The sequence below is a fragment of the Nocardiopsis lambiniae genome (assembly GCF_031845465.1).
Classification (GTDB): Bacteria; Actinomycetota; Actinomycetes; order Streptosporangiales; family Streptosporangiaceae; genus Nocardiopsis; species Nocardiopsis lambiniae.
In genome coordinates, this window is sequence record NZ_JAVREP010000001.1 from 141,407 (window position 1) to 164,975 (window position 23,569).

At 72.0% G+C, this 23,569-nt stretch carries 18 protein-coding genes; 10 read left to right on the plus strand and 8 right to left on the minus strand.

The window, feature by feature from the left end:
• The first annotated feature begins 312 nt into the window (after positions 1–312).
• Positions 313–2,406, plus strand: a complete 2,094-nt coding sequence (locus RM479_RS00595) for a serine/threonine-protein kinase (RefSeq protein ID WP_311509683.1) — start codon at positions 313–315, stop codon at positions 2,404–2,406.
• Between the two features lie 423 nt (positions 2,407–2,829).
• On the opposite strand, the gene RM479_RS00600 is transcribed toward RM479_RS00595, so the two are convergent.
• The gene (locus tag RM479_RS00600; RefSeq protein WP_311509684.1) at positions 2,830–3,399 is read right to left on the minus strand and encodes an NADAR family protein; all 570 of its coding nucleotides are present in this window, start codon (positions 3,397–3,399) and stop codon (positions 2,830–2,832) included.
• A gap of 51 nt (positions 3,400–3,450) precedes the next feature.
• Positions 3,451–4,209: a dioxygenase family protein gene (locus RM479_RS00605; RefSeq protein WP_311509685.1), complete on the minus strand. Its 759-nt coding sequence runs from the start codon at positions 4,207–4,209 to the stop codon at positions 3,451–3,453.
• Positions 4,210–4,309: 100 nt separating this feature from the next.
• On the opposite strand from RM479_RS00605, the gene RM479_RS00610 reads away from it, so the two are divergent.
• The 4 genes from RM479_RS00610 to RM479_RS00625 all read left to right on the plus strand — a co-directional run bounded on the left by RM479_RS00610 (position 4,310) and on the right by RM479_RS00625 (position 7,738).
• Positions 4,310–4,807, plus strand: a complete 498-nt coding sequence (locus tag RM479_RS00610; protein ID WP_311509686.1) for a MarR family winged helix-turn-helix transcriptional regulator — start codon at positions 4,310–4,312, stop codon at positions 4,805–4,807.
• Positions 4,808–4,988: 181 nt separating this feature from the next.
• Positions 4,989–5,456 (plus strand): DoxX family protein, encoded by a 468-nt coding sequence (locus RM479_RS00615; protein WP_311509687.1) that lies wholly within the window; start codon positions 4,989–4,991, stop codon positions 5,454–5,456.
• 194 nt (positions 5,457–5,650) lie between these two features.
• Positions 5,651–6,328 (plus strand): response regulator transcription factor, encoded by a 678-nt coding sequence (locus RM479_RS00620; protein ID WP_311509688.1) that lies wholly within the window; start codon positions 5,651–5,653, stop codon positions 6,326–6,328.
• A gap of 3 nt (positions 6,329–6,331) precedes the next feature.
• The gene (locus RM479_RS00625) at positions 6,332–7,738 is read left to right on the plus strand and encodes a sensor histidine kinase (RefSeq protein ID WP_311509690.1); all 1,407 of its coding nucleotides are present in this window, start codon (positions 6,332–6,334) and stop codon (positions 7,736–7,738) included.
• Between the two features lie 12 nt (positions 7,739–7,750).
• Here RM479_RS00625 and RM479_RS00630 read toward each other — a convergent pair whose 3' ends face one another.
• On the minus strand, positions 7,751–8,698 hold the full coding sequence (locus RM479_RS00630; protein WP_311509691.1) for a TAXI family TRAP transporter solute-binding subunit: 948 nt from the start codon (positions 8,696–8,698) through the stop codon (positions 7,751–7,753).
• A gap of 267 nt (positions 8,699–8,965) precedes the next feature.
• Between RM479_RS00630 and RM479_RS00635 the strand changes: the two genes are divergently transcribed.
• From RM479_RS00635 to atzF, 4 genes are all read left to right on the plus strand, one after another.
• A complete protein-coding gene (locus RM479_RS00635) occupies positions 8,966–10,528 on the plus strand; it encodes an SLC13 family permease (RefSeq protein WP_311509692.1) in 1,563 nt (520 codons plus the stop codon).
• A 294-nt stretch (positions 10,529–10,822) separates the two neighbouring features.
• A complete protein-coding gene (locus RM479_RS00640; RefSeq protein ID WP_311509693.1) occupies positions 10,823–11,548 on the plus strand; it encodes a GntR family transcriptional regulator in 726 nt (241 codons plus the stop codon).
• A 59-nt stretch (positions 11,549–11,607) separates the two neighbouring features.
• Positions 11,608–15,210, plus strand: a complete 3,603-nt coding sequence (uca, locus tag RM479_RS00645; protein WP_311509695.1) for an urea carboxylase — start codon at positions 11,608–11,610, stop codon at positions 15,208–15,210.
• Positions 15,210–16,907, plus strand: a complete 1,698-nt coding sequence (gene atzF, locus RM479_RS00650; protein WP_311509697.1) for an allophanate hydrolase — start codon at positions 15,210–15,212, stop codon at positions 16,905–16,907. The genes uca and atzF overlap by 1 nt, the downstream gene beginning before the upstream one ends.
• A gap of 315 nt (positions 16,908–17,222) precedes the next feature.
• On the opposite strand, the gene RM479_RS00655 is transcribed toward atzF, so the two are convergent.
• From RM479_RS00655 to nhaA, 3 genes are all read right to left on the minus strand, one after another.
• Positions 17,223–18,632 (minus strand): DEAD/DEAH box helicase, encoded by a 1,410-nt coding sequence (locus RM479_RS00655; RefSeq protein WP_311509699.1) that lies wholly within the window; start codon positions 18,630–18,632, stop codon positions 17,223–17,225.
• A gap of 242 nt (positions 18,633–18,874) precedes the next feature.
• Positions 18,875–19,078, minus strand: coding sequence for a cold-shock protein (locus tag RM479_RS00660; protein WP_274812708.1), 204 nt, complete (start codon positions 19,076–19,078; stop codon positions 18,875–18,877).
• A gap of 243 nt (positions 19,079–19,321) precedes the next feature.
• Positions 19,322–20,602, minus strand: a complete 1,281-nt coding sequence (gene nhaA / locus RM479_RS00665; protein ID WP_311509700.1) for a Na+/H+ antiporter NhaA — start codon at positions 20,600–20,602, stop codon at positions 19,322–19,324.
• A gap of 231 nt (positions 20,603–20,833) precedes the next feature.
• On the opposite strand from nhaA, the gene RM479_RS00670 reads away from it, so the two are divergent.
• A complete protein-coding gene (locus RM479_RS00670) occupies positions 20,834–21,727 on the plus strand; it encodes an alpha/beta fold hydrolase (RefSeq protein WP_311509701.1) in 894 nt (297 codons plus the stop codon).
• 174 nt (positions 21,728–21,901) lie between these two features.
• On the opposite strand, the gene RM479_RS00675 is transcribed toward RM479_RS00670, so the two are convergent.
• Both RM479_RS00675 and RM479_RS00680 read right to left on the minus strand, forming a co-directional pair.
• The gene (locus RM479_RS00675) at positions 21,902–22,816 is read right to left on the minus strand and encodes an aminoglycoside phosphotransferase family protein (RefSeq protein ID WP_311509702.1); all 915 of its coding nucleotides are present in this window, start codon (positions 22,814–22,816) and stop codon (positions 21,902–21,904) included.
• A 274-nt stretch (positions 22,817–23,090) separates the two neighbouring features.
• Positions 23,091–23,480, minus strand: a complete 390-nt coding sequence (locus RM479_RS00680) for a winged helix-turn-helix transcriptional regulator (RefSeq protein WP_311509703.1) — start codon at positions 23,478–23,480, stop codon at positions 23,091–23,093.
• Positions 23,481–23,569 lie beyond the last annotated feature (89 nt).

A 23,569-nucleotide genomic window follows, 5' to 3' on the forward strand; every position in this document is an offset into this window, starting at 1 on the left:
CGTTCGAGATGCGGCGCACGCCCACGGACGGCGGCATCGCGTGCCGAGGCCCGGAGCACTTCGGGGAACGGACCGGGTGCCGGGGCACCGTGCTGTCCGCTTTTCGGACTCTACTCCTGTACACGTCGGGTTGTGACCGGAAAACGGACAAGGAGTCGATGAAATCCCCATGATCTTCCGGTGAGCGTTTCCCCGATATCGGACTTAATGGCGTATGCGACCCGATTCGGATGAACGACTCGGGGATGCCCGGCATCCAAGGGTGCTGACATCGATCCGCAGCAGTGCGGGCATCACCGACCGAGGACTTCCATGCCACCCCATCCACCGACCGACCTCGCCCCCCTCCAGGCGTCGGACCCCCGTGTCATCCCCCCGTTCACCGTGCACGGCAGGCTCGGTGCCGGTGGCATGGGGGTGGTCTACGGGGCGACCGGTCCCGACGGTCGCTGGGCGGCGGTCAAGGTGGTCCGGGACGAGTACGCGGACGAGCCGGAGTTCCGGGCCCGCTTCGCCGCCGAGGTCGAGCTCATGCTCCGGGTGCGGGCCCTGTGCGTGGCCCCGGTCCTGGCCCGGGACACCCGCTCCGCACGGCCCTGGTACGCGACCGCCTATCTGCCCGGGCCCACGCTGGCCCGGCGGGTGCGCGTCGGCGGGGCGCTGCCCGCCTCCCAGGCCCGCGTGGTGGCCGCCGGGATCGCCGAGGCGATCTCCGCCATCCACGACGCCGGGGTCGTCCATCGCGACCTCAAACCCGCCAACGTCATCCTCGCCCCGGACGGTCCCAAGGTGCTGGACTTCGGCATCGCCCGCGCCGCGGACCTCACCTCGCACACGCGGACCGGCGGGCTGATCGGCTCTCCCGCCTGGATGAGCCCCGAACGCTATCGGGGCGACAGCGGACCCGAGGCCGATGTGTTCGCGTGGGGTGCGGTGGTCGCCTACGCCGCCACCGGCCGCTCCCCGTTCGGCGAGGGCGGCGCGGAGACGTTGATGTACCGGATCCTCAACGAGGAACCCGACCTCACCGGACTTCCCGGAGAGCTGGCGGGCCCGGTGCGCCGGGCGTTGGAGAAGGATCCGAAGGCCCGTCCTCGGGCGACCGAACTGGTTCACGCCGTCGCGGGGGCACCGGAGACGATCGACGACACGACGATCGTCACCGGCCTCATCCGCGCCCACTGGGAACCGGGGGCCACGCTGACCGGGACCGATCCCACGGCTCCGCCCGCCCACGGCGCACCGCCCTCCGCCCCCGCGGAGCCGCCCACGCCCTCCGTTCCCGCGGCGGAGCCCACGCCGTCGGCCCCCCGAAGACGGCGGACGACGCCCTTGGCACTGGCCCTGGGCGCCGGGCTCCTCACCCTGGGCCTTGTCGGAGGGGTCGGCCTGGTCAACGCCCTGAGCGACGGTCGGGAACCGCTGAGCGGCGATGGTGGGGCCATCGACGACCCGACGATGGGGTCCGATCCCTCCATAGTGAACGCGAGGATCCTGGGCGGGGGGTCCACCTTCCTCGGCCCGCTCATCGACACCTGGGCCTCGGGCCACCTGGGGAGGCAGCCGGGGGTGGAGGTCCTCTACGAGCGCAACGGCTCCGGTGCCGGGGTCGAGCGGTTCGTCAACGGGGAGATCGACTTCGGCTCCTCGGAGCACCCTCTCACCGACGAGCAGCGGATCGCGGCCGAGGACGCGCGGGGCTGTCCGGTGGTGCAGTTCCCCGTCGTGACCGGGGCCGTCGCCGTGGTGTACAACATGGGCGAGTCCCTGGCCCCGGCCCTCGGCGCGGACGACCTGGTGTCGCTCTACCAGGGGGAGAGCACCGACGTCCGCACGATGTTCGGTCCCGTAGTCGGTTCCGACACCACCCGGATCGTGCCGGTCCGCCATGACGACACCGCCTCGACGGCGAAGGTGTTCGAGCGCTACCTGGAGACCGGCGAGGGCTGGACGGGCACGTGGGCGGATCACGTGCGGGTCGCCTCCGGAGACGAGGGGGTGCACGAGATCGTGGAGCGGACCCCCGGCGCGATCGGCTTCGTCAACGCGTCCTACGCCGCACGGAACGGGCTCAGCGTCGCCGCGCTCATCAATGACGAACAGCAGATCGTCCCGTTGGACGAGGAGAGCACCCGGGCCGCGGTCGAACAGATGGACCTGTCCGGCGACGACTTCTCCTTGACCGGCGGGGTGACGGGGGCGGGTTACCCGATCATGCGGGTCAACCACGTCTTCGCCTACGAGTGCGGCTACGACGAAGGGGTCGGCGCGGCCGTGCGCGACTTCTGGACGTACGCCCTCGGGGAAGAGGGCGCACGGCTCGTCGCCGAGCAGGGCTACACCCCGTTGCCCCCGTCCGTCAGGGGAGAGGTGGCCGAGCGCGTCGCGCGCATCGACGCGCGATGACCACCGCGGAGAACCCGTCGCGCCGAACCGGTGCCTTCGACACGGCGCGGACGCGCCCCGTCCCCCCGAGGGGCGGGGCGATGATGTCGCAGGGATCGTCCGGCCGGCCTCGCCGGAGGCCGGGCGGACGGGTGATCCAGGTCAACGGTGGTGCCGTCATGGGCCGCTGAGGCGCCAGGGCGTCCGCACCGTTCTCGTGCGGACGCCCCGGCGGCGGATCAGGCGTTGATGCTCCCGTCCACGCCGATCACCGTTCCGGTGATGAACCGGCCGCCCGGACGGCGATGGCCGCACCGATGCCCCGGCTGCCGCCGGTGACGAGCGCGGCCTCGTTCGTGTGACGCGTGTTCTCGTTCGTGAAACCGATCCCGGCCGTCGTCGACCCGGAAGTCCGGCGGGAATCGGCCCCGTCGTTCCTGCGGATCAGGCCCCGGCGGCGAGTCGGGCGCGGGCCTCCATCAGGGCGAAGCCCAGGAGGTTGAGCCCGTGCCAACGCTCCGGGCGCCCCGCGTCGTCGTGCCCCGCCCCCATCCCGATGCCCCACACCCGATCCCGGGGACTGGCCTCCACCAGCACCCGGTTCCCGGTGCCGAGCAGGAAGCCCCGCAGGTCGGAGTGCTGCCCGAACTTGGCGACGTTGGCGGCCACGACGATGTCGAACCGGGACGCCTCCCACACCGCCTGGTCGAATCCGCGCACGCGTCGGCCGATCTCCTTGGCGTCGCGGGGGTGCCCCGCCTCGATGATCTCCGCCAGCGCCCCGTCGTCCCCGAACAGCCGCGCCTTGCCCGCCATCATGTAGTGCTCGGCGGTGCGGTAGGGCACGCCGTCCACGGTGAAGTCGGCGGGCCACCACTGGGACAGGCAGCTCGCCGACACCGTGCCGGAGGGGTGCGGCCGATGACCCCAGAAGTACAGGTACCTCACCCGGCCGGCCGCCTTCGCCAGGTCGGCCGCGGAGCGCGCGTTCTCGGGGGAGAGGGTGTCCGTCATGGGGACGAGTCTCCCGGACGGCACCGACGTTCCGCCAGGAGTTCTCGGCGCTCAGTCGAACTGGAAGGAGCGTTTGGCCAGGCCGTGCCAGAACCCGTCCACGGTCGACGTCGACCCCCGGTGATCGTCCAGCCCGGCGCCCAGGGCGACGAACAACGGGGCGAAGTGGTCGCTGCGCGGGTGGGCGATCGCCGCGGCCGGGGCCTTGTGCTCGAAGTCGAGCAGCGCGTCGACGTCGTGGTCGGCCACGGCCCGTCGCGTCCAGTCGTCGAACTCCACGGACCACGCGGGGGCGGCGCCGTGGGCGCCGCGCGACATCTCGCGCAGGTTGTGGGTGGTGAACCCGCTGCCGACGATGAGCACGCCCTCGTCGCGCAGCGGTGCCAGTCGCCGGCCCAGGGCGAGCAGTTCGGCGGGGTCCAGAGACGGCATGGACACCTGGAGCACCGGGATGTCGGCGTCGGGGTACATCTCCTTGAGGGGCACGTAGGCGCCGTGGTCCAACCCCCGGCGCGGGTCCTGGTGGACCGGGCCGCCGACGAGCCCGCGCACCTTCTCGGCGAGTGCGGGCGCCCCCGGGGCGGAGTAGGTGACGTCGTAGTAGCGTTGCGGGAAGCCCCAGAAGTCGTACGTCAGGGGTACTCCGTCCGTTGTCGCGCCGAGGGTGAGCGGTGCGTCCTCCCAGTGCGCGGAGACCACCAGGATCGCACTGGGACGGCTGATGCGACCGGACCAGTCGGCGAGTTGCCGGGTCCATTCGGTGTCGTCGGCGAGCGGCGGCGCACCATGGCTGAGGTAGAGGGCCGGCATACGTGTGGTGGTCGGTTCCATGGCGTCCTCCGATGACGGTGGGATCGGATGACGACCAGAACAAAGTTGAACTTTCAAGTATTCCTGGGGTGGCGCATCGATGTCCGACGCCGTATGGCTCGACGAGGAACAGCAGCGGACCTGGCGGACCTTCCTGGCCGCCGTCCACCTCTTGGAGGCCTCACTCGACCGGCAGCTCCGGCGGGACTCCGGCCTGCCGCACACCTACTACCAGGCCCTGGCGATGCTGTCGGAATCCCCCGGCGGAGCGATGACCATGACCGAGCTCGCCCGCCTGCTCCGCTCGTCGCCCAGCCGCCTGTCGCACGCCGCCGCGCGGCTGGAGGAGGACGACCTGATCCGCCGTTTCCGTCGGCCGGGGGACCGTCGCACCACGATCGTGGAGCTCACCGAACGAGGGTTCCGGACCCTGGAGAAGGCCGCGCCGGGGCACGTGGCGCACGTACGGCGGATCCTGTTCGACGTGATCGACCCGGAGCAGGCCGAGTCCCTGCGCGCGATCGCCGAGGCGATGCTCGGGGCCCTGGATCCGGAGGGCGTCGAAACCCGGTACGCGCCCCCCGGGAGTCGGGACTGAGTCGCGTTCTGTCGTGCGCCCTGAGCGGGGAGTACGTCATGCGTGACGATATGTGAGAAGCGGGACTCTATGTGTTCGTTCGACTGCGGGATAGCATGTGCCTTCCCGGGAAGAGGTTGTCTTCTCAATCCATGAGACGCGGCCGTTCCGGGAGACCCGCTCGCAGAACACAGGAGAACCCATGACCGAGAAACCGACGGAATCCGTACCGCGCCAGAGATCGATCGCCCCCCACGTCAGCGACCTCACCGCCCTCCTCGGGCGGATCGTCGTCGGTGTCGTCTTCATCGCCCACGGCCTCCCCAAGGCCATGAACCCGGAGGGCACCGCGCAGGGCTTCGCCGCCATGGGCATCCCCTTCCCGACGTTCTCCGCCCTCCTGGGGGCGGTCATCGAGGTGGGCGGCGGTCTGGCGCTCATCATCGGACTGGCCCTGCCGCTCGCCGGGCTGGCGCTGGCGTTCATGATGGCCGGCGCCTACTACTTCGTCCACGTCGGCGACCCCCTGGTCGGCGGCTACGAACTCGCCCTGGTGATGGGCGCCACGGCGCTCGCCCTGGGCTTCTCCGGAGGGCGCTACTCCCTCGACCGGCTCCTGCCCTGGGGACGCCGGGGGAGGTCCCGGGCCGCCGAGGCGGTCTCCGCCTGACCGAAGGGTGACCGGGGCCGACCCCCGGTGAACGGGCCGTCCGTGGCCGGAGACGGACGGCCCGGGACCACGCTCTTCCACTGCGTCCCCCTGCGTTCGGAGATGGCGTTCCTCGCGTTCCCCCGGCCGTGCGGAGCGACCGCTCCCACGCTTTCGCCACGGGGCGAGTCGAGGGCACGCCCCCTCGCCCTACCATGCTGGACATGCGCATTCTCGTGGTGGAGGACGACGACCGGGTCGCCCGGGGACTGGTGACGGCCCTGCGATCGGCCTCCTTCGAGGTCCAGCGGGTCGCCACCGCCGAGCGTGCCCTGGCCGCGCCGCCCGCCGACGTGGTCCTGCTCGACCTCGGCCTCCCCGACGCCGACGGCATCGACCTGTTGCGTCGGCTGCGCGACCGTCCCCAGACCGCGATCATCGCCGTCACCGCCCGCGCCGAGGAACGCGACCGGGTGCGCGGGCTGCGCGCCGGCGCCGACGACTACGTCGTCAAACCCTTCGGCGTCGCCGAACTCCTCGCCCGCATCGACGCCGTGCTGCGGCGCACCCGCAGCGCCCGGGCCGAGGTCGTCGAGGAGGAGTCGCCGATCCGGGTCGGCCCGCTCACCGTCGACCCCTCCGCCCGGTCGGCCACTGTCGACGGCGCACCGGTCCGACTCACCCGCAAGGAGTTCGACCTCTTGTTCCTGCTGGCCTCCCGGTCGCCCACCGTGGTCGCCCGCGACCGGATCCTCGACCAGGTGTGGGGCGCCGCCTGGGAGACCTCCTCCCGCACCCTCGACACCCACGTCGGCTCCCTGCGCGCCAAGGTCGGAGGGGCCGTGCGGATACGCACGGTGCGCGGGGTCGGCTATGTCCTCGACGAGGGCTGAACCGTGCTCCGGCGCCTGTTGTCCATCCTGCTCCCGGCAGCGTTCGTGCTGGTCGCCGCGATCGTCGTCCCCCTCGGGGCGGTGATCGCCGGTCAGCGGACCCAGGAGGTGTACGTGGACCGGCTCGGCGACGCGGGACGGTTCTCCGCCCTGGCCCGCACCGCGCTGGAGACCGAACGGCGCGACGCGCTCGAACAGGAGATGCGCCGCTACGAGCAGCTGTACGGGATCCCCGTCATCGTCGTGGCCCCGGACGGGGAGATCGTGGCCGGCTCGGCCGGCATCGTACGCCTGCGCGGAGAACTGGAACGGCTGGACGCCCCGGTGGCGATCACCTCGGCCCTGGCCGGAGAACGCCCCGAGCCGCCGTCGACGGTGTGGCCGTGGGACACCGACCCCCTGGTGATCGCCGAGCCGATCGGCCGCGACAGCGAGGTGGTCGGAGCGGTCGTCCTGGTGTCCCCCACCGAACGGCTGGGAGCGGGCACCCTCGGCGCCTGGGGGTGGTTGGCCCTGGCGAGCCTGCTGCCGCTGGCGCTGCTGGTCTGGGCGGTGATGCCCCTGTCCCGGTGGGTGCTGCGTCCCATCGGGCGACTGGACGCGGCCACCTCGGCGGTCACTGCGGGGGACCTGAACGTGCACGTGGACGCCGAAGGCGGGCCACCGGAACTGCGCCGGCTCACGGATTCCTTCAACACCATGGTCGAGGTGGTCCGCCGGGCCCTGGAGCGTCAGCGGTCCTTCGTGTCGGAGGCCTCCCACCAGTTGCGCAACCCCTTGGCCAGTCTGCGCCTGGCGGTGGAGAACCTGGCGCCGTACCTCCGTACCGATGAGGCACGTGAGGCGCACGACATCGCCGTCGAGGAGACCAAGGCGATGAACCGCATGCTCAACTCCCTGTTGGCGGCCACCCGCCTGGAGAGCGTGACGGGCACCGAGGCGACCCTGATCACGGAGGTGCTGGACACCCGGGTCGAACGGTGGCGGGCCCTGGGGGGCGAACGCGGCCTCACCGTGGCCGTCGACGTTCCCCGGGACCTGTGGGTCCGGGCCCCGGCGGGCGGCCTGGGCAGCATTCTCGACGAACTCGTCAGCAACGCGCTCCGCCTCTCGCAGGGAACACGGGTGGAGATCCGGGCCCACGGCGGCGACCCCGTACGGATCGAGGTCCTCGACGACGGGGGCGGTCTGCCGGAGGAGGAGCGGGCCGCCGCCACCGGGCGCTTCTGGCGTTCCCCCCGGCACCAGAACATCGAGGGCACCGGCATGGGGCTGGCCATCGTCGCGGGGCTGCTCGAAGAGGCCGGTGGTCGGCTCCTGCTGACGGACGGACTCCGCCATGACGGCGGGACCGGTTTCGGAGCCGTGCTCCTGCTGCCCGCGGTCGCGGACCCGCCGGGAACGGACTGACCCGGTCCCCGGTCACGCCGGCTTGTTCTCCCGGTACCACTGCTCCGCCCCGGGATGCAGGGGGACCACACCGGTGGAGATCCCGGTGCGGACGTTGATCTGCGCGGCCTCGGGCCGGGTCCGGGCGATGCGGGCGGCCCCGGTGTAGACGGTGTCGGTGATCGTGTGGGCGAGATCGTCGGGCAGTGAGGACGGGCACAGCAGCAGGTTGGGCACCGACATCGTCGGACAGGCGGGGATCCCCCGGTAGGTCGTGGCCGGGATCGTGGCGGGGAAGTACGCCTCGGGGTGGGCGTCCACCATGGTCACGGCGATCCCGGACAGGTCGATCAACCTGACCCCGTGACGCTCGGCCAGGTCGGCGATCGCCGGGGTGGGCAGCCCGGTGAGGGAGAACATCGCCTCGATCTCCCGGTTCCACAGGGCCTCGGCGGAGGCCGCCTGATCCAGGCGTACGAGCTCCGGTTCCACACCGGTCTCGGCGATGATCTGGAGGGCGGTGAACTCGGTACCGGAGTTGACGGCGCCGACCGACACCCGTCGGCCCGCGAGATCGGCCGCGCGACGTATGCCGGAACCGTCCAGGACGACGAGGTGGACGAAGCTGTCGTAGAGGCGGCCGATGGCGCGCAGCGGCGAGGCGTCGGTGATCTCGCCGGCGAGCACGGAGTCGAGGCTGGACAGCCCCAGGTCGGCCGTGCCCCTCGCCAGCAGACGCAGGTTGTCGTGGGAGGCCCTGGTCTCCACGGTCCGTACCGAGGTGTCGGGCAGGCGGGCGTCCAGCAGCGTGGCGATCTCCGTGCCGATCTCCCGGTAGACGGCCCCCGGAGGACCGGTGGCGACGATCAGTTCCGCAGGCGCGGCCTCGGCGCCGAAACCGCAACCGCTCATGCCGGAGGCGACGAGGGCGCCGACGGCTCCGCGCAACACGGTGCGCCGATTCGGACCTTCTGATCGCATAACGGCAGCTTAAGCGGTGTGCCAAGGCGAGCGCCCACAACGCCTCCGAGATGACCATGTGCGTCAGGTCACTGACTCGGCGTTCTCGAATGTCAGAGGAATCTTAATTTTCGGTGAGGGGTTGGACACACGATCGGGAGGTGTTCACCATCACTGTGACGAATCGAGAAATCCCGGGGAAACCGGACCGTAACGGTCCGTGATCCCCGGTAGGTCCCGGTGGGCCCGCGCGGTACCGCCCGCGGGACCCACGACAGGAGGGTTCACATGGCGTCCCCCAAGAGCGAGCAGATCCCCGACACCTCATCGCCCTCACAGGACGGGAGGCCCGCGGGAGGCTCCCGCCTCAAGGTGGTCGGACTCATCGCGGGCCCGGTCATCGGTCTGATCGTCTACCTCCTCATGCCCGACATGCCGCTGCCGCTCATCGAGGGCGAGGACGAGGCGGTCCTGTCCGCCAACGGTCGCATCGTCGCCGCGATCACCGCGTTCATCGCGACCTGGTGGGCCACCGAGGCGATCCCGATCCCGGTGACCTCCCTGCTGCCGCTGGTGCTCTTCCCCGTGATGTTGGAGGGCGCGCCGATCAAGGACGTCGCCTCCTCCTACGGATCCGACACCATCTTCCTGTTCATGGGCGGCTTCATGCTGGCCCTGGCCATGCAGAAGTGGAACCTCCACAAACGGATCGCGCTGACCATCGTCTCCAAGGTCGGCTCCAACACGGCCGGCCTGGTCGGCGGCTTCATGGTCGCCACCGGCTTCATCACCATGTGGGTGAGTAACACCGCCACCGCCGTGATGATGCTCCCCGTCGGCCTGTCCGTGATCACGGTGCTCACCCAGTTCCGCAACGGCCGCACCGACGCCAACTTCGCCACCGCGCTCATGCTCGGCATCGCCTACGCGTCCTCCATCGGCTCGGTCGCCACCATCATCGGCACCCCGCCCAACGTGCTGATGGTCGCCTACCTCTCCGAGACCCACGACATCACCATCGGTTTCGGCCAGTGGATGCTCGCCGGGGTCCCGCTGGCGGCGGTCTTCCTGCTCATCGCCTGGTTCGTCCTCGTCAAGGTCTTCCCGCCCCAGGTCAAGAGGGTCGAGGGCGCACAGGAGCTGATCCGCTCCGAACTCGCCGAGATGGGACGCATGTCCCGCGGTGAGAAGTCGGTCTCGCTGGTGTTCGCGCTGGCCGCCCTGTCCTGGATCTTCATCCCGATGCTGGCCAGGACCGAGACGGTCGGCGCCGCCCTGCCGTGGCTGTCCTCCATCACCGACGCGGGCATCGCCATGGCCGTCGCCGTCGTCCTGTTCCTCGTCCCCGTCGACCGCAAGGGCGCCCGCCTGCTCGACTGGGACACGGCCGTCCAGCTCCCCTGGGGCGTGCTGCTGCTGTTCGGCGGCGGCCTGGCCATCTCCGCGCAGTTCACCGCCAGCGGCCTGAGCACCTGGATCGGCGGTCAGGTCTCCGTCCTGGCCGGCATCCCCGTGTGGGTGCTCATCCTGGTCGTCGCCGCCCTGGTCCTGTTCCTGACCGAGCTGACCAGCAACACCGCGACCGCCGCCACCTTCCTGCCGATCCTGGGCGGCGTGGCGATGGGCATGGACATGGACGTCCTCACCCTGGTGGTCCCCGTGGCCCTGGCCGCGACCATGGCGTTCATGCTCCCGGTCGCCACCCCGCCCAACGCGATCGTCTTCGGTTCGGGGCACGTGCGGATCGGCCAGATGATGCGCGGCGGCCTGTGGCTCAACCTCATCGCCCTGGTCCTCGTCCTCGGTGCGATGTACGCCCTGTTCGCCTGGGCCCTCGGGTTCACCCTGTAGACCGGACCCCGCGATCCCGCCCCCACGGGCGTCGCGGCCCGGGTCGGCCGGTGGTGTCATGTCCTCCCGGACACCACCGCACTCCCACGACCCGGGCCGCGGCGCCCTTTCCCGTTCCCGGAACCGCCCCGGCGGCCCGCCGCGCCCGTCGGGTGCGCGCTCCGACCCCGGTGCGGGGCCGGTCGCACGTCCGACCCGTGGGCGGCCGTGGCGGAGCACGGCGAAACACGGGGAAACGCAGGCTTCACCGGAGGACAGGGCCGCCGAAACACGGCCTTCCTACCGTCGGGGCCCATGGACACACCGCTGTATACACGCCCGGACGGACCCGCCGTCGACACGGCCGGCTCCCGCCGGGACCGGGTCTACGCCCTTCTCCGGGAGGAGGTCCTCAGCGGTCGCATCACCCCCCACACCCGACTCGGCGAGGTGCGCCTGGCCGAGCGCTTCGGCGTCTCCCGCACGCCCGTCCGAGAGGCCCTGGCCCGTCTGTACTCCGACGGCCTCGTCGAGCGGCGTGAGAACGGGTTCCACATCAGCGTTCCCAACCTCGCCGAACTGCGCGACCTCTACGAACTCCGGGTCACCCTGGAACTGCGCGGCATCGCCCGTGCCCTGGAGGACCCCGACATCCGGCACGACCCCGGGATCCTCAAGGCCCAGCGCGAACGCTGGGAGGGCATCGCGGCCGACCCGCCCGCACCCGACGCCTCGTTCGTACTGCTCGACGAGGACTTCCACGCCGACCTCTCCCGCGCCTCCGGCAACCGGGCCCTCACCGACTCCCTCGTCTCGGTCAACCGGCGCATCCGCCGGGTCCGCATGTACGACTTCCTCACCGAGGACCGGATCGCCTCCACCATCACCGAGCACCTCGCCATCGTCGGACACCTGCTCGACGGCGAAATCGACGCCGCCCACCGCGCCATGCACGAACACGTCGGCGCCTCCATGGAGGTCGTCCTGGAACGCGCCCGGCGCGCCCTCACCCGTATGGCGTTGCACCCCGACGCATTCTGACCCGGCGCACCCGACGCACACCGACCCGCGCGCAGAACCTCGGACCAAGGAGAGCCACCGTGTTCGACTCCGTGCTCATCGCCAACCGCGGCGAGATCGCCTGCCGTATCATCCGCTCCGCCCGCGAACTGGGCCTGCGCACCGTCGCCGTGTACTCCGACGCGGACGCGGGCGCCCTCCACACCCGGATGGCCGACGAGGCGGTCCGACTGGGGCCCGCCCCGGCCGCCCGGAGCTACCTCGACGTCGAACGCGTCCTGGCGGCGGCCACCGCCACCGGCGCCGGCGCGATCCACCCCGGCTACGGATTCCTGTCCGAGAGCGCCGACTTCGCCCGCGCCGTGGAGGAGGCGGGCCCCGTCTTCGTCGGCCCCGCGCCCCACCACCTGGAACAGTTCGGCGACAAGCACACCGCCCGCAAGGCCGCCGCCGCGGCCGGTCTGCCCATGGTCGCGGGCAGCGACACCCTGACCGACGTCGACGCGGCGGTGATCGCCGCCGAGCGCGTCGGCTACCCGGTCATCCTCAAGGCCACCTCCGGCGGTGGCGGTATCGGCCTGCGCCCCTGCGCGGACGAGGCCGAGCTGCGCGCCGCGTTCGAGCAGGTGGGGCGGATGGCCCGGACCCACTTCGGTGGGGGAGGGGTGTTCCTGGAACGCTTCGTCTCCCGCGCCCGGCACATCGAGGTCCAGGTCTTCGGGGACGGGCACGGCCGCGTCGTCACCCTCGGAGACCGCGACTGCACCCTGCAACGCCGCAACCAGAAGGTCGTGGAGGAGGCGCCCGCCCCCGACCTGTCCGACCACCTCCGGGCCGAACTGCACCGCACCGCCCGCGAACTGTGCGCCGGCGTGTCCTACCGCAGCGCCGGAACGGTGGAGTTCGTCTACGACGTCGACCGGGACGAGGCGTCCTTCCTGGAGGTCAACACCCGACTCCAGGTCGAGCACCCCATCACCGAGGAGATCACCGGCGTCGACCTGGTGGCGTGGATGCTGCGCCAGGCCCGGGGCGAGGACGTGCTCGCCGACGTCCCGCCGGAGGGGCCGGTCCGCACCGGCCACGCCGTCGAGGCGCGCGTGTACGCCGAGGACCCCGCCCACGACTTCCGCCCCAGCTCCGGCCTGCTCACCCGGGTCGAAACGCCCGAGGGCGTCCGCGTGGACGGATGGGCGGCCACCGGGCGCCGGGTGACCAGCGACTACGACCCGCTGCTCGCCAAGGTCATCGTCCACGGCACCGACCGCGACGACGCGTGGAACCGCCTCGCCGACGCCCTGGCCGACACCCGGGTGGACGGCCTCCAGACCAACCTGGGGCTGCTGCGCGCCCTGGCCGCCCACCCCGGGGTGCGCGCCGTCGACCACACCACCGCCACCTGCGCCGGGGTGGGCGATCCCGAACCCCGCATCGAGGTCGAACGCGCCGGCACCCTCACCACCGTCCAGGACTTCCCCGGCCGCACCGGGTACTGGCAGGTGGGCGTACCCCCCTCGGGCGCCATGGACGACCTGTCACTGCGCCTGGGCAACCGCGCCCTGGGCAACCCGGAGGGCGCCCCCGGCCTGGAGTGCACCATCGAGGGCCCGGCCCTGCGCTTCTCGCACGCCACGACGGTGTGCGTCACCGGCGCCCCCGCCGAGGTCACCCTGGACGGGGTTCCGGTCTCCCGATGGGAGCCCCTGGAGGTCCCGGCGGGCGGCCTGCTCGACGTCGGTCCCGCCCGAGGCCCGGGCATGCGGACCTACGTGCTGGTGCGCGGCGGCCTGGACGTCCCCGAGTACCTGGGCAGCACCTCCACGTTCACCACCGGCGGCTACGGCGGCCACAGTGGCCGCGCGCTGCGGCTCGGCGACGTGCTGCGCCCCGCGCCGGTCGCCGCCGACGCCCCCGATCCCGCTCCGGTCCCCGACACCGACCGCCCCGACCCGCCGGTCCTCGCCGACGGCGACGCCCATTGGGACATCGAGGTGTCCGAGGGACCGCACGCCGCCCCCGACTTCCTCACCCGGGAGGGCATGGCCGCGTTCTACGCCACCGACTGGAAGGTCCACCCCCAATCGGCGCGCAACGGCGTCCGCCTGTCCGGCCCCAAACAGGGGTGGGCGCGCCTGGACGGCGGCGAGGCCGGACTGCACCCCTCCAACGTGCACGACACCGCCTACTCCATCGGCGCCGTCAACCTCTCCGGCGACACCCCGGTGCTGCTCGGTCCGGACGGACCCAGCCTCGGCGGGTTCGTCTGCCCCGTCACCGTGGTCTCCGGCTCCCGCTGGAAGATCGGCCAGCTCCGTCCCGGCGACACCGTCCGGTTCCACCCGGTCACCGAGGCCGCCGCCGAGCGCCTGCACGGTGAGCCCACCGCGGCCGCACTGCTGCGCGACGGCTCCGACGGTGACGACGGCGTCCTGGCCCGCGTCCCCGCAGGGGAGGGCACCCCGGAGGTCGTCTACCGGCGCGGCGGACACGACAACATCCTCGTCGAGTACGGACCCATGGCCCTCGACCTCGGGCTGCGCATGCGCGTCCACGCCCTCATGACCGCCGTGGAGGACGCCCACCCCGAAGGGATCGTCGACGTCACCCCCGGTGTGCGCTCCCTGCACCTGCACACCGACCCCGAACGCCTGCCGCTGCGCACGCTCCTCGGGCTGCTCCGCGAGGTGGAGGCCGACCTGCCGGCCACCTCCCGGATGCGGGTGCCCAGCCGCACCCTGCACCTGCCGCTGTCCTTCGACGACCCCTCCATCCACGAGGCCATCGCCCGCTACGGCACCGCCGTCCGCGACGACGCCCCCTGGAACCCCGACAACATCGAGTTCATCCGCCGTATCAACGGCCTGGACTCGGTCGACCGGGTCCGCGACATCGTCTTCGACGCCTCCTACCTGGTTTTGGGCCTGGGCGACGTCTACCTGGGCGCGCCCGCCGCCACCCCGCTGGACCCCCGGCACCGGCTGGTCACCACCAAGTACAACCCCGCCCGCACCTGGACGCCGGAGGCCGGGGTCGGCATCGGCGGCGCCTACCTGTGCGTCTACGGCATGGAGAGTCCCGGCGGCTACCAGCTCATCGGCCGCACCGTCCCCATCTGGTCGGGGCTGGGCCAGTACGGGCCGTTCGAACCGGGGGTGCCGTGGCTGTTGCGGTTCTTCGACCGCGTCAGCTGGTACCCGGTCGGCCACGAGGAACTCCTGGACCTGCGCGCCGACCTGCTCGCCGGCAGCCACGAGCTGAGGATCGAGGACGGGGAGTTCGCCCTCGCGGAACACGAGCGCTTCCTGGCCGACAACGCCGACTCCATCGCCGCGTTCCGCGCCCGCCAGGCCGCCGCGTTCGAGACCGAGCGCCTGGCCTGGGAGGCCGCCGGCGAGTTCGCCGACCGTCCCGAACCCGAGCCGGTGGCCCCCCGGGCCCTCGACCTGCCGCCGGGCGCGGCCCTGGTGGAGGCGCCCCTGGCCGCCTCCGTGTGGAAGGTCGACGTCCGCCCCGGCGACAACGTCGAGGAGGGGCAGCCCGTGGTCCGTCTGGAGGCGATGAAGCTGGAGGTCGTGGTACGGGCCCCGAAGGCGGGAACGATCTCCGACATCCTCGTCACCCCGGGGCAGCACCTCGACCCGGGGAGCGCCCTGGCCGTCATCACGCAAGGAGGACCCGCCTGATGCACAACCCCACCGACCGCGTCCGCGCCGCCTACCGGCGGATCGCCGAGGCCGACCGCCCCGAGGTCTGGATCACCCTCCGCCCCGAGCACGACGTGGAGACGGAGGCCAAGGCCCTGGAGGAACGGCTCGCGACCGGCGAGGCCCTCCCGCTCGCGGGGCTGCTCGTCGCCGTCAAGGACAACATCGACGTGGCGGGACTGCCCACCACCGCCGCCCACCCGGCGTTCGCGCGCACACCGGTCGAGAGCGCGCCCGCCGTGCGGCGCCTCGTGGCGGCGGGCGCCCTGGTCCTGGGCAAGACCAACCTGGACCAGTTCGCCACCGGCCTGGTGGGGACCCGCAGCCCCTACGGGGCGGTGCGGGGCGCCGCCCGCCCGGAACGGATCTCGGGCGGCTCCAGCGCCGGTTCGGCGGTGGCGGTCGCCCTGGGCGTCGCCGACCTCTCCCTGGGCACGGACACCGCCGGGTCCGGCCGGGTGCCCGCCGCCCTCAACGGCATCGTCGGCCTCAAACCCACCCTGGGCCTGGTCCCGGCGTCGGGGGTCGTCCCCGCCGCCCGCCCCTACGACTGCGTCACCGTCTTCGCCCGCGACCTCGCCACGGCCCGGGAGGCGTTGACGGTGATGTCCGGGCCGGCCGACGACGACCCCTACTCCCGCCCGGTGCCCGCCGACGTGCGCCTGGCCCCGCGCGGCGCGGGCCGGGTGGCCGTGCCGACCCCGGCGGGTCTGGAACCGCTGTCGGAGGCCGAACGGGCCGCCTTCGCCACCGTCGTCACCGATCTGGCGGCGACCGGCGCGGAGGTGGCCGAGGTGGACGTCGCCCCGCTGCTGGAGGCGGCCCGGCTGCTCTACGACGGCGCGCTCGTCGCCGAACGGTACGCGGCCGTCGGGGACTTCCTCAAGGGGCACCCGGAGGGGGCCGACCCCACCGTGTCGGGGATCATCCTGGCCGCCGAGGCCGTCCCGGCGCACCGGCTGGCCGCCGATCAACAGCGTCTGGCCGCCTACCGGACCACGGCGGCCGGCATCCTCGACGGCTTCGACGCCCTGCTGCTGCCCACCACCGTCGGGCACCCCACCCTGGCGGAGGTCGCCGCCGACCCGGTCGCGGTGAACTCCCGGCTGGGCACCTACACCAACTTCGTCAACCTCCTCGACCTGGCGGCGGTCGCCGTCCCGGCCGGCGAGGTCGAGGGACGCCCGTTCGGGGTCAGTCTCATCTCCCGGGCCTTCGAGGACCAGGTCGCCCTGGACCTGGCGGGCGCCCTCGTCGGGCGGGACCCGGGGGAACTGCACCCGGGGGCGGGTGTGGAACTGGCGGTGTTCGGCGCCCACCTGCGCGGCCAGCCGCTGCACCACCAGCTCACCGGACCTGGAGCCCGGTTCGTGGAGGCCACCGCCACCGCCCCCGAGTACCGGATGGTCGCCCTGCCCACCACACCGCCCAAACCCGGACTGCTCCGCGTGGAGTCCGACGGCACAGCCCTGGCCTGCGAGGTGTGGCGGCTCTCCCCGGCGGCCCTGGGCGCCTTCCTGGCCGCCCTGCCCGCCCCGATGTCCCTGGGCGCGGTGACCCTCGCCGACGGGCGCACGGTGGTCGGATTCGGTTGTGAGGCGGTCGCCGCCGAGGGGGCCGAGGACATCAGCGCCCACGGGGGCTGGCTCGCCTACCGGGCCGCCACCGGCTCCTAGACCGTGTTCTCTCGAACCCGGGCTCCGCTTCGGTCCGTGCCCGGAGCGCCCGGAGAGCGGGGACCTTCGGCTCCGCGCCCGCGTCCTCGCTGCACGGACGTTCGCTCCGGGCCTCCGGAACCCCGTGGACACCCTCGCGACCCCCGGGGGCACCGAAGAGCACGCCAGGAACAGGCCGTGGACGGATCGGCCGTGGCGTTCGGTGACACCCCGCCCGATCGAGGGAAGGGGCACCCACGGAACACGTCCTGAACGTCCCGGGAACGCGAACGGGCCCCGCGACCGATGTGGTCACGGGGCCCGTCGTGGTTCGGGTCAGCGGCGCGGACGGCGGCGCCCACGCGGGGCCGGGTCGCGTCGTCGCTCACGGGAGGCCGAAGCGGCGATCGAGACCGGCACGCCGGAGGGCTCGCGCGCCCCGGTCACCTCGTCCAGTCCCGTGTCCCCGGCTTCCACACGCAGGGTGGTCGGCTCGATCCGCGCCCGGCTCATGAGCCGGGTCATGTCGCGCCGCTGGCTCGGCAGCACGAGCGTGACCACGCTGCCGGACTCCCCGGCCCGGGCGGTGCGCCCGCCCCGGTGCAGGTAGTCCTTGTGGTCGGTGGGCGGGTCGATGTTGACGACCAGGTCCAGACCGTCCACGTGGATGCCGCGCGCCGCCACGTTGGTGGCGATCAGGGCGGTCACGTGGCCCTTCTTGAACTGGTCGAGCGTCCGGGTCCGCTGCGGCTGGCTGCGGCCGCCGTGCAGGGGCGCGGCGAGGACGCCGTTGGCCAACAGGTGGTCGGCCATCCGGTCCACGGCGCGCTTGGTGTCGAGGAACATGATGACCCGACCGTCGCGGGAGGCGATCCGGGTCGCGACGTCCTGCTTCTCCATGTGCGACACGTGCATGACGTGGTGCTCCATGGTGGAGACGGCGCCTTCGGACAGGTCGACCGAGTGGACCACCGGGTCGTTCAGGAAGCGGCGGACCAGCGTGTCGACGTTGCGGTCCAGCGTCGCCGAGAACAGCATGCGCCGACCGCCGGCCGGAACCTCTTGGAGGATCGCGGTGACCTGCGGCATGAAGCCCATGTCGGTCATCTGGTCGGCCTCGTCGAGGACCGCGGACTCCACCCGGTCCAGGACGCAGTCGCCGCGCTCCATCAGGTCGCGCAGGCGCCCCGGGGTGGCCACCACGAGGTGGACGCCCTGGCGCAGGGAACGGGCCTGACGGTGGATGGGCATGCCGCCGACCACGGTCGTCGTGCGCACCCCCACCGAGCGTGCGTAGGGCGCCAACGCGTCGGCGACCTGCTGGGCCAGTTCACGGGTGGGTGCGAGCACCACGGCGAGGGGACGCCGGGGCTCGGGCTCGCGGCCGTCGAGTCCGGCGAGCAGGGCCAGCCCGAAGGCCAGGGTCTTGCCCGAACCGGTGCGGCTGCGACCCAGCACGTCGCGTCCGGCGAGGGAGTTCGGCAGGGTCGCCGCCTGGATCTCGGACGGGACGGTCAGGCCTTCGCGGGCCAGGGTCCGCTTCAACGGCTCGGGCATGTCCAGCGCGTCGAAGGACTCGACCGGCGGAAGCGCCGGGGTGACGGTGACGGGGAGGGCGAACTCCCCGGAGGGGCCGCCGCTGCGGGGGCGACCGCCGGTGTGGGGGCGACGGTCGTTGTAGGGGCGCTGCCGACCGTAAGCGGGGCGGCTGCGGCTGGAACCGGTGGTGCGGTACGGATGACTCATATGAGGCCTTTCGCCGACGGCGTTCGCCGGGCGGGAGGCCTGGATACGGCCTCGCAGGGGGAAACCGGGTACGCCGGAGGAAATAACGCGGATGACCGCGACCGATCGGAGAATTCCGAGGAGCGGTGGGCGCCGGTGCCGGTCGGAGAGCGACGGCGGAGAATCCGGCGGACAAAAAAGAAAAGCGGTGGGGCCCGGCGCCCGAAGGGCGGGCCCCTACCGCTGGAGGAGCGTTGGCTCCCCTAGATCAGGGTGATGTTCTCAGCCTGGGGGCCCTTGGCGCCCTGGACCGCATCGAACTGCACGGCCTGGCCTTCGGCCAGCTCACGGTAGCCCGAGGCCTGGATGTTCGAGTAGTGGGCGAAGACGTCGGGGCCGCCGCCGTCCTGCTCGATGAAGCCGAAGCCCTTGTCACCGTTGAACCACTTAACCGTACCGGTCGCCATATGGATACCTCTCGTTCGCAACATGAAGAAAACCGCAGATGACGATTTTCCCGTCACCGCGGTGATCTCCCGACGAGATGAAAATCCATCGGAGCTCACGACTGCAACTTCTTAGAACCTAGCACACGAAAATCAGCCTGTCCCGATCATTCGGTGTGTCGAAGCACACCGGCGCGCGTGGTATCGAAGCGAAGCCCGAATCCGTCGGGGGCCGGGAGGATCCCTCCCGGCCCCCGAGGGCCGTCAGGCCCGGCCGCCGGCCTCCTTCTCCTTCTCGGCCATCGCCTGCATCAGGCCCCTGTAGTGCCGCGAACGCGCCCCGAGGACGGCCGCCGCCAGCAGGGTCGCGATGAGCGAGGCCGCCAGCACACCGGTCTTGGCGTGCGCCAGATGCTCGGCGGAATCCACGAAGGAGAGCTCGCTGATCAAGAGGGACACGGTGAAACCGATCCCCGCCAGTTGCGACATGCCGACGATGTCGATCCACTTCAGGCTCGGGTTGAGCTCGGCCCGTGTCACCTTGGTGGTCACCCACGCGCCGCCCGCGATACCGATCGCCTTGCCGACGACCAGGCCCATGATGATGCCGAGCGAGGCCGGGTCGCTGACGACCGAGCCGAACCCGTCGATGACCACGCCGGCGGAGAAGAAGGCGAAGATCGGCAGGGCCAGACCGGCCGACCAGGGACGCAGGAGATGCTCCACACGGTGGCTCGGGTCGTGCGTCTCGCCGGGCATGGCCTTGGTCCGCATCAGCAGACCCATGGCCACACCGGCGATGGTGGCGTGCACACCGCTCTCGTGCATCAGCACCCAGATCAGCACGGCCAGCGGCACGTACACGATCCAGTTGGGCACCCGGGAGGCGTTGAGCCGTGCGGCCAGGCCCTTGCCGCGCTGGAGGTAGCCGAAGACGGCCAGACCCGCGAACGCGGCGACCAGCATGAGGAGGTCGATGCCGGAGGTGTAGAACACCGCGATGACGATGATCGCGCCGAGGTCGTCGACGATCGCCAGGGTCAGGAGGAAGGTGCGAAGGGACGGCGGCAGGTGCCGACCGACCACGGCGAGGATGGCCACCGCGAAGGCGATGTCGGTCGCCATCGGGATGCCCCAGCCCTGGATCGTGTCCGGGGAGGAGAAGTTGATCGCCACGTAGATCGCGGCGGGAACGACCATGCCGCAGATCGCCGCGACGATCGGCAGCATCGCCCGGCGCGGATTGCGCAGCTCGCCGTTGACGAACTCCTGTTTGAGCTCGTTGCCGACGACGAAGAAGAAGACCGCCAGGAGGGCGTCGGCCGCCCACGTCTGCAGGGACAGGTTCAGGTGCAGGGACTCGGGACCCAGGGTGACCGAGCGCAGATTCTCGTAGGCCTCACCGAAGGGCGTGTTGATCCAGATGATCGCGACCAGTGCCGCGGCGATCAGAAGAAAACCCCCGACCGTGTCGCTGCGCAGGGCCTCGGCCAGTCGGGAGAGTGGATTCGTGGAAGTGGAATGTGCCAGTGGGTCGATGCTCATGGACGGCTTTCTGGAGACGACGAACGGGCCGCCGACCAGTCTTCCCGGCACACCTAGGACATTCGAGCCTGCCCCGTGACTCTCCGGTGATGGCACGAATGTCCAGACCAGAGCTTATATGTCCGTTCCAAACGTGCCGGTCCCGGGGAGTCGTGTACGCTTGCTCGCCGGTGTGCCGGGAAGACTGGTCGGCGGTGACCTTCCACTCATCCGGAAACGAACAGGTGCCCGATGACCGACGCCCACCCCCACCCCCACGGTACGCACATCTATCGTTCCGAAACCGGGGCCCGTGAGATCCGGGACCGTTGCCAGGAACGGATCGCCGCATGGCCGGCGCTCACCCCGCTCCCCGAGATCCACACCGCGCTCGGCACCACCCGGGCCTTCGGCGCCCCCGGCGGCGACGCCGCGCCGGTCATCGTCCTCAGCGGGACCAACTTCAACTCCGCCACGTCGGTGGACCTCGCCCGGGTCCTCCAACGCGACCGCCCGGTCGTCCTCGTCGACCTGCCCGGACAGCCCGGACTCAGCGAGGCGATCCGCCCCCGGTCCGGCCGGGCGGCCCTGTACGGTGCCTGGTTCGACGAGATCCTGCCCCTGCTCACCGACCGTCCCGCGACCGTCCTCGCGCACTCCCTGGGGGCGGCCGTACTGCTGGCCGCCAAGCCCTCCGGGCTGGTCCGCTCCGTGGTGATGGTCGGACCGGCCGGACTCACCGCCGCGGCGGTGAACTCCGATCTGATGCGGGTCGCCCTGCCGTGGATGATCGGGCCGCGCGACGACAAGAGCACCCGTCTGCTCGACCACATGAGCGGCCCCGCGTACACCTCCGCCTCGCACGGCGGAGTGCACCCGTTCGCCTCGTGGATGACCCTGGTGGGTCGGCACTGCCGGACCAGCCTGGCCCCGGGCCCGCTGCCGTTGGAGTGCCTGCGTCCCTGGGAGGACACGCCGGTGATCCTGGCGACCGGTTCCGACGACGTCTTCTACTCGCCCGCCCGCCTGCACGGACCGGCTCGCCGTCTGCTCGACGCCGACGTCACCGTCCTGGAGGGGGCCGGGCACCTGGCCATGTACGAACAGCCCGAGCGGGTCGCCGAGCTGGTGCGCTCCCTGGACTGAGGGATCCGTCCCGCGGCACGCCGGACACCGCCCGTGCTCTTCTCATCCGGGGGCTCGCCGTCGTGGGCGAAGGTGACCGAGCGCACCACCGAGCCCAGCCCGCCCGGTGCCGCCATGAGCCCGTGCACGGATGCGTCCGGGGCGTCCAGAAGGCCCTTGGGGGTCCGTCCGGGTTCAGTCACGGTCGATCTCCACGGGGTTCGGGTCGAGGCCGACCTGTTCGAGGGTGTGTGCGCCGATCGCGGCGAGCAGGGGCGCGTCGTCGGAGCAGTCGGCGAGCAGGACACCGAGGAGCAGGGCCCAGGCCCGGGCCCTGCTCCACACGTGGCGGTCGACGACCCCCGCCGCGTCCACCCGGGCGCGGAAGGCGGCCCGGTCGGCCGGGCCGAAGAGAAGCCAGGCCACGGCCAGGTCCGAGGCGGGATCACCGGAGGTCAGGTCGCCGAAGTCGATCACCGCGGACAGGTCCCGGCCGTCGTCGGTGACCAGGATGTTGGCGGGATGCAGGTCGCCGTGCAGCCACAGGGGAGGCCCGGGCCAGGCCGGCGCGGCGGACAGCCCTTCCCACAGGGCGGTGAGTCGCGCGCGCCGGTGGGACGGCCCGTCGGCCAGGCGCCGGCGCAGCCCGGCGTCGCGCTCGGCGAGGGGGACGCCCCGGAAGGGGTTCACAGGGGCGTCCGTGGGCGCGGGGACGTGCAGGCGGACGACGAAGTCCGCCAGCGGGGCGACGAGCCCGCCCCGGTCGGCGACGGGAACGGTGGCCGCGGGCCGTCCCTCGAACCAGGGAACGACCGACCAGTGCCAGGGGTACCCGCGCCCGGGACCGCCGACGCGCACGGGCGTGGGCACCGGGGTGTCCAGGCGCGCGGCGATCTCCCCGAGCCGCCGCTGCTCGTTGCGCGCGAGACCGGCGGCCCGCTCCCGGCGCGGCATGCGCACGGCCAAGGCGTCGCCCAGCCGCAGGATCACGTTGTCCCAGCCGTGGGCGACGAGGGTGAGGGGTGGGCCGGCCAGATCGGGGTGTTGATCGGCCAGCAGGGATCGGACCAGAGCGGCGGTGACGTCCACCTCGGCCTCGGGGATGTCCATTCCCCCATCCTGCTGCACGGGCAGGTGTGCCGGGCTCCGTCCCGAGCCCCGGCGTCCCCGAGGAGCACAGGGCCGATCAGGCACCCGGCGCCCGGGGGAGCGGGTCACGGCCGAGGCGTCAGAGAGCGGTATGTGGGAGCGGTGCTGACGCACCTGGAGGAGCAAGAGCGCGAGATCGCCGCGCAGGCCGAAGCTCAAGCGGCCGGCCGAACGCGGGATCCCGACAGAGCCCGAGCAGGGGTTGTCCACCCGGCCACGGCCATGGCCGGCCATGTCACACCGCACGGGCGGAGTCGAACCGGCGCCGAGCCTCCTCGATGTGGTCCAGATGGGTACGGGTCCAGGCGCACATACCGTTGACCGTGGCGCGCAGTGCCCGGCCGGCTTCGGTGAGGCGGTATTCGACACGGGGCGGCACCACCGGATGAACGGTCCTGTCGACCAGCCCGTCCCGTTCGAGGTGCCGCAGTGTCTGGGACAGCATCTTGTGACTGATGCCTCCGATCTGCCTCTGCAGCTCGGTGAACCGCAGGGTGCGGTCGGCCAGGACGTTGATGAGCAACAACGCCCATTTGTTGGCCACACCCGCGAAGATCTCACGGGCCAGCGAGTCGGCGCGGGTGAGATCCGTGTCGGCCGGATCACGGGCGGGGTGCTTGGTCACCACGAGGTGCCCCTCTCACGGAAATGTGCGTTCTTCCAGCTCGGATCATACTCTCCTACGGTTAGTCCGTACCTGTTGGAAACCAAGGC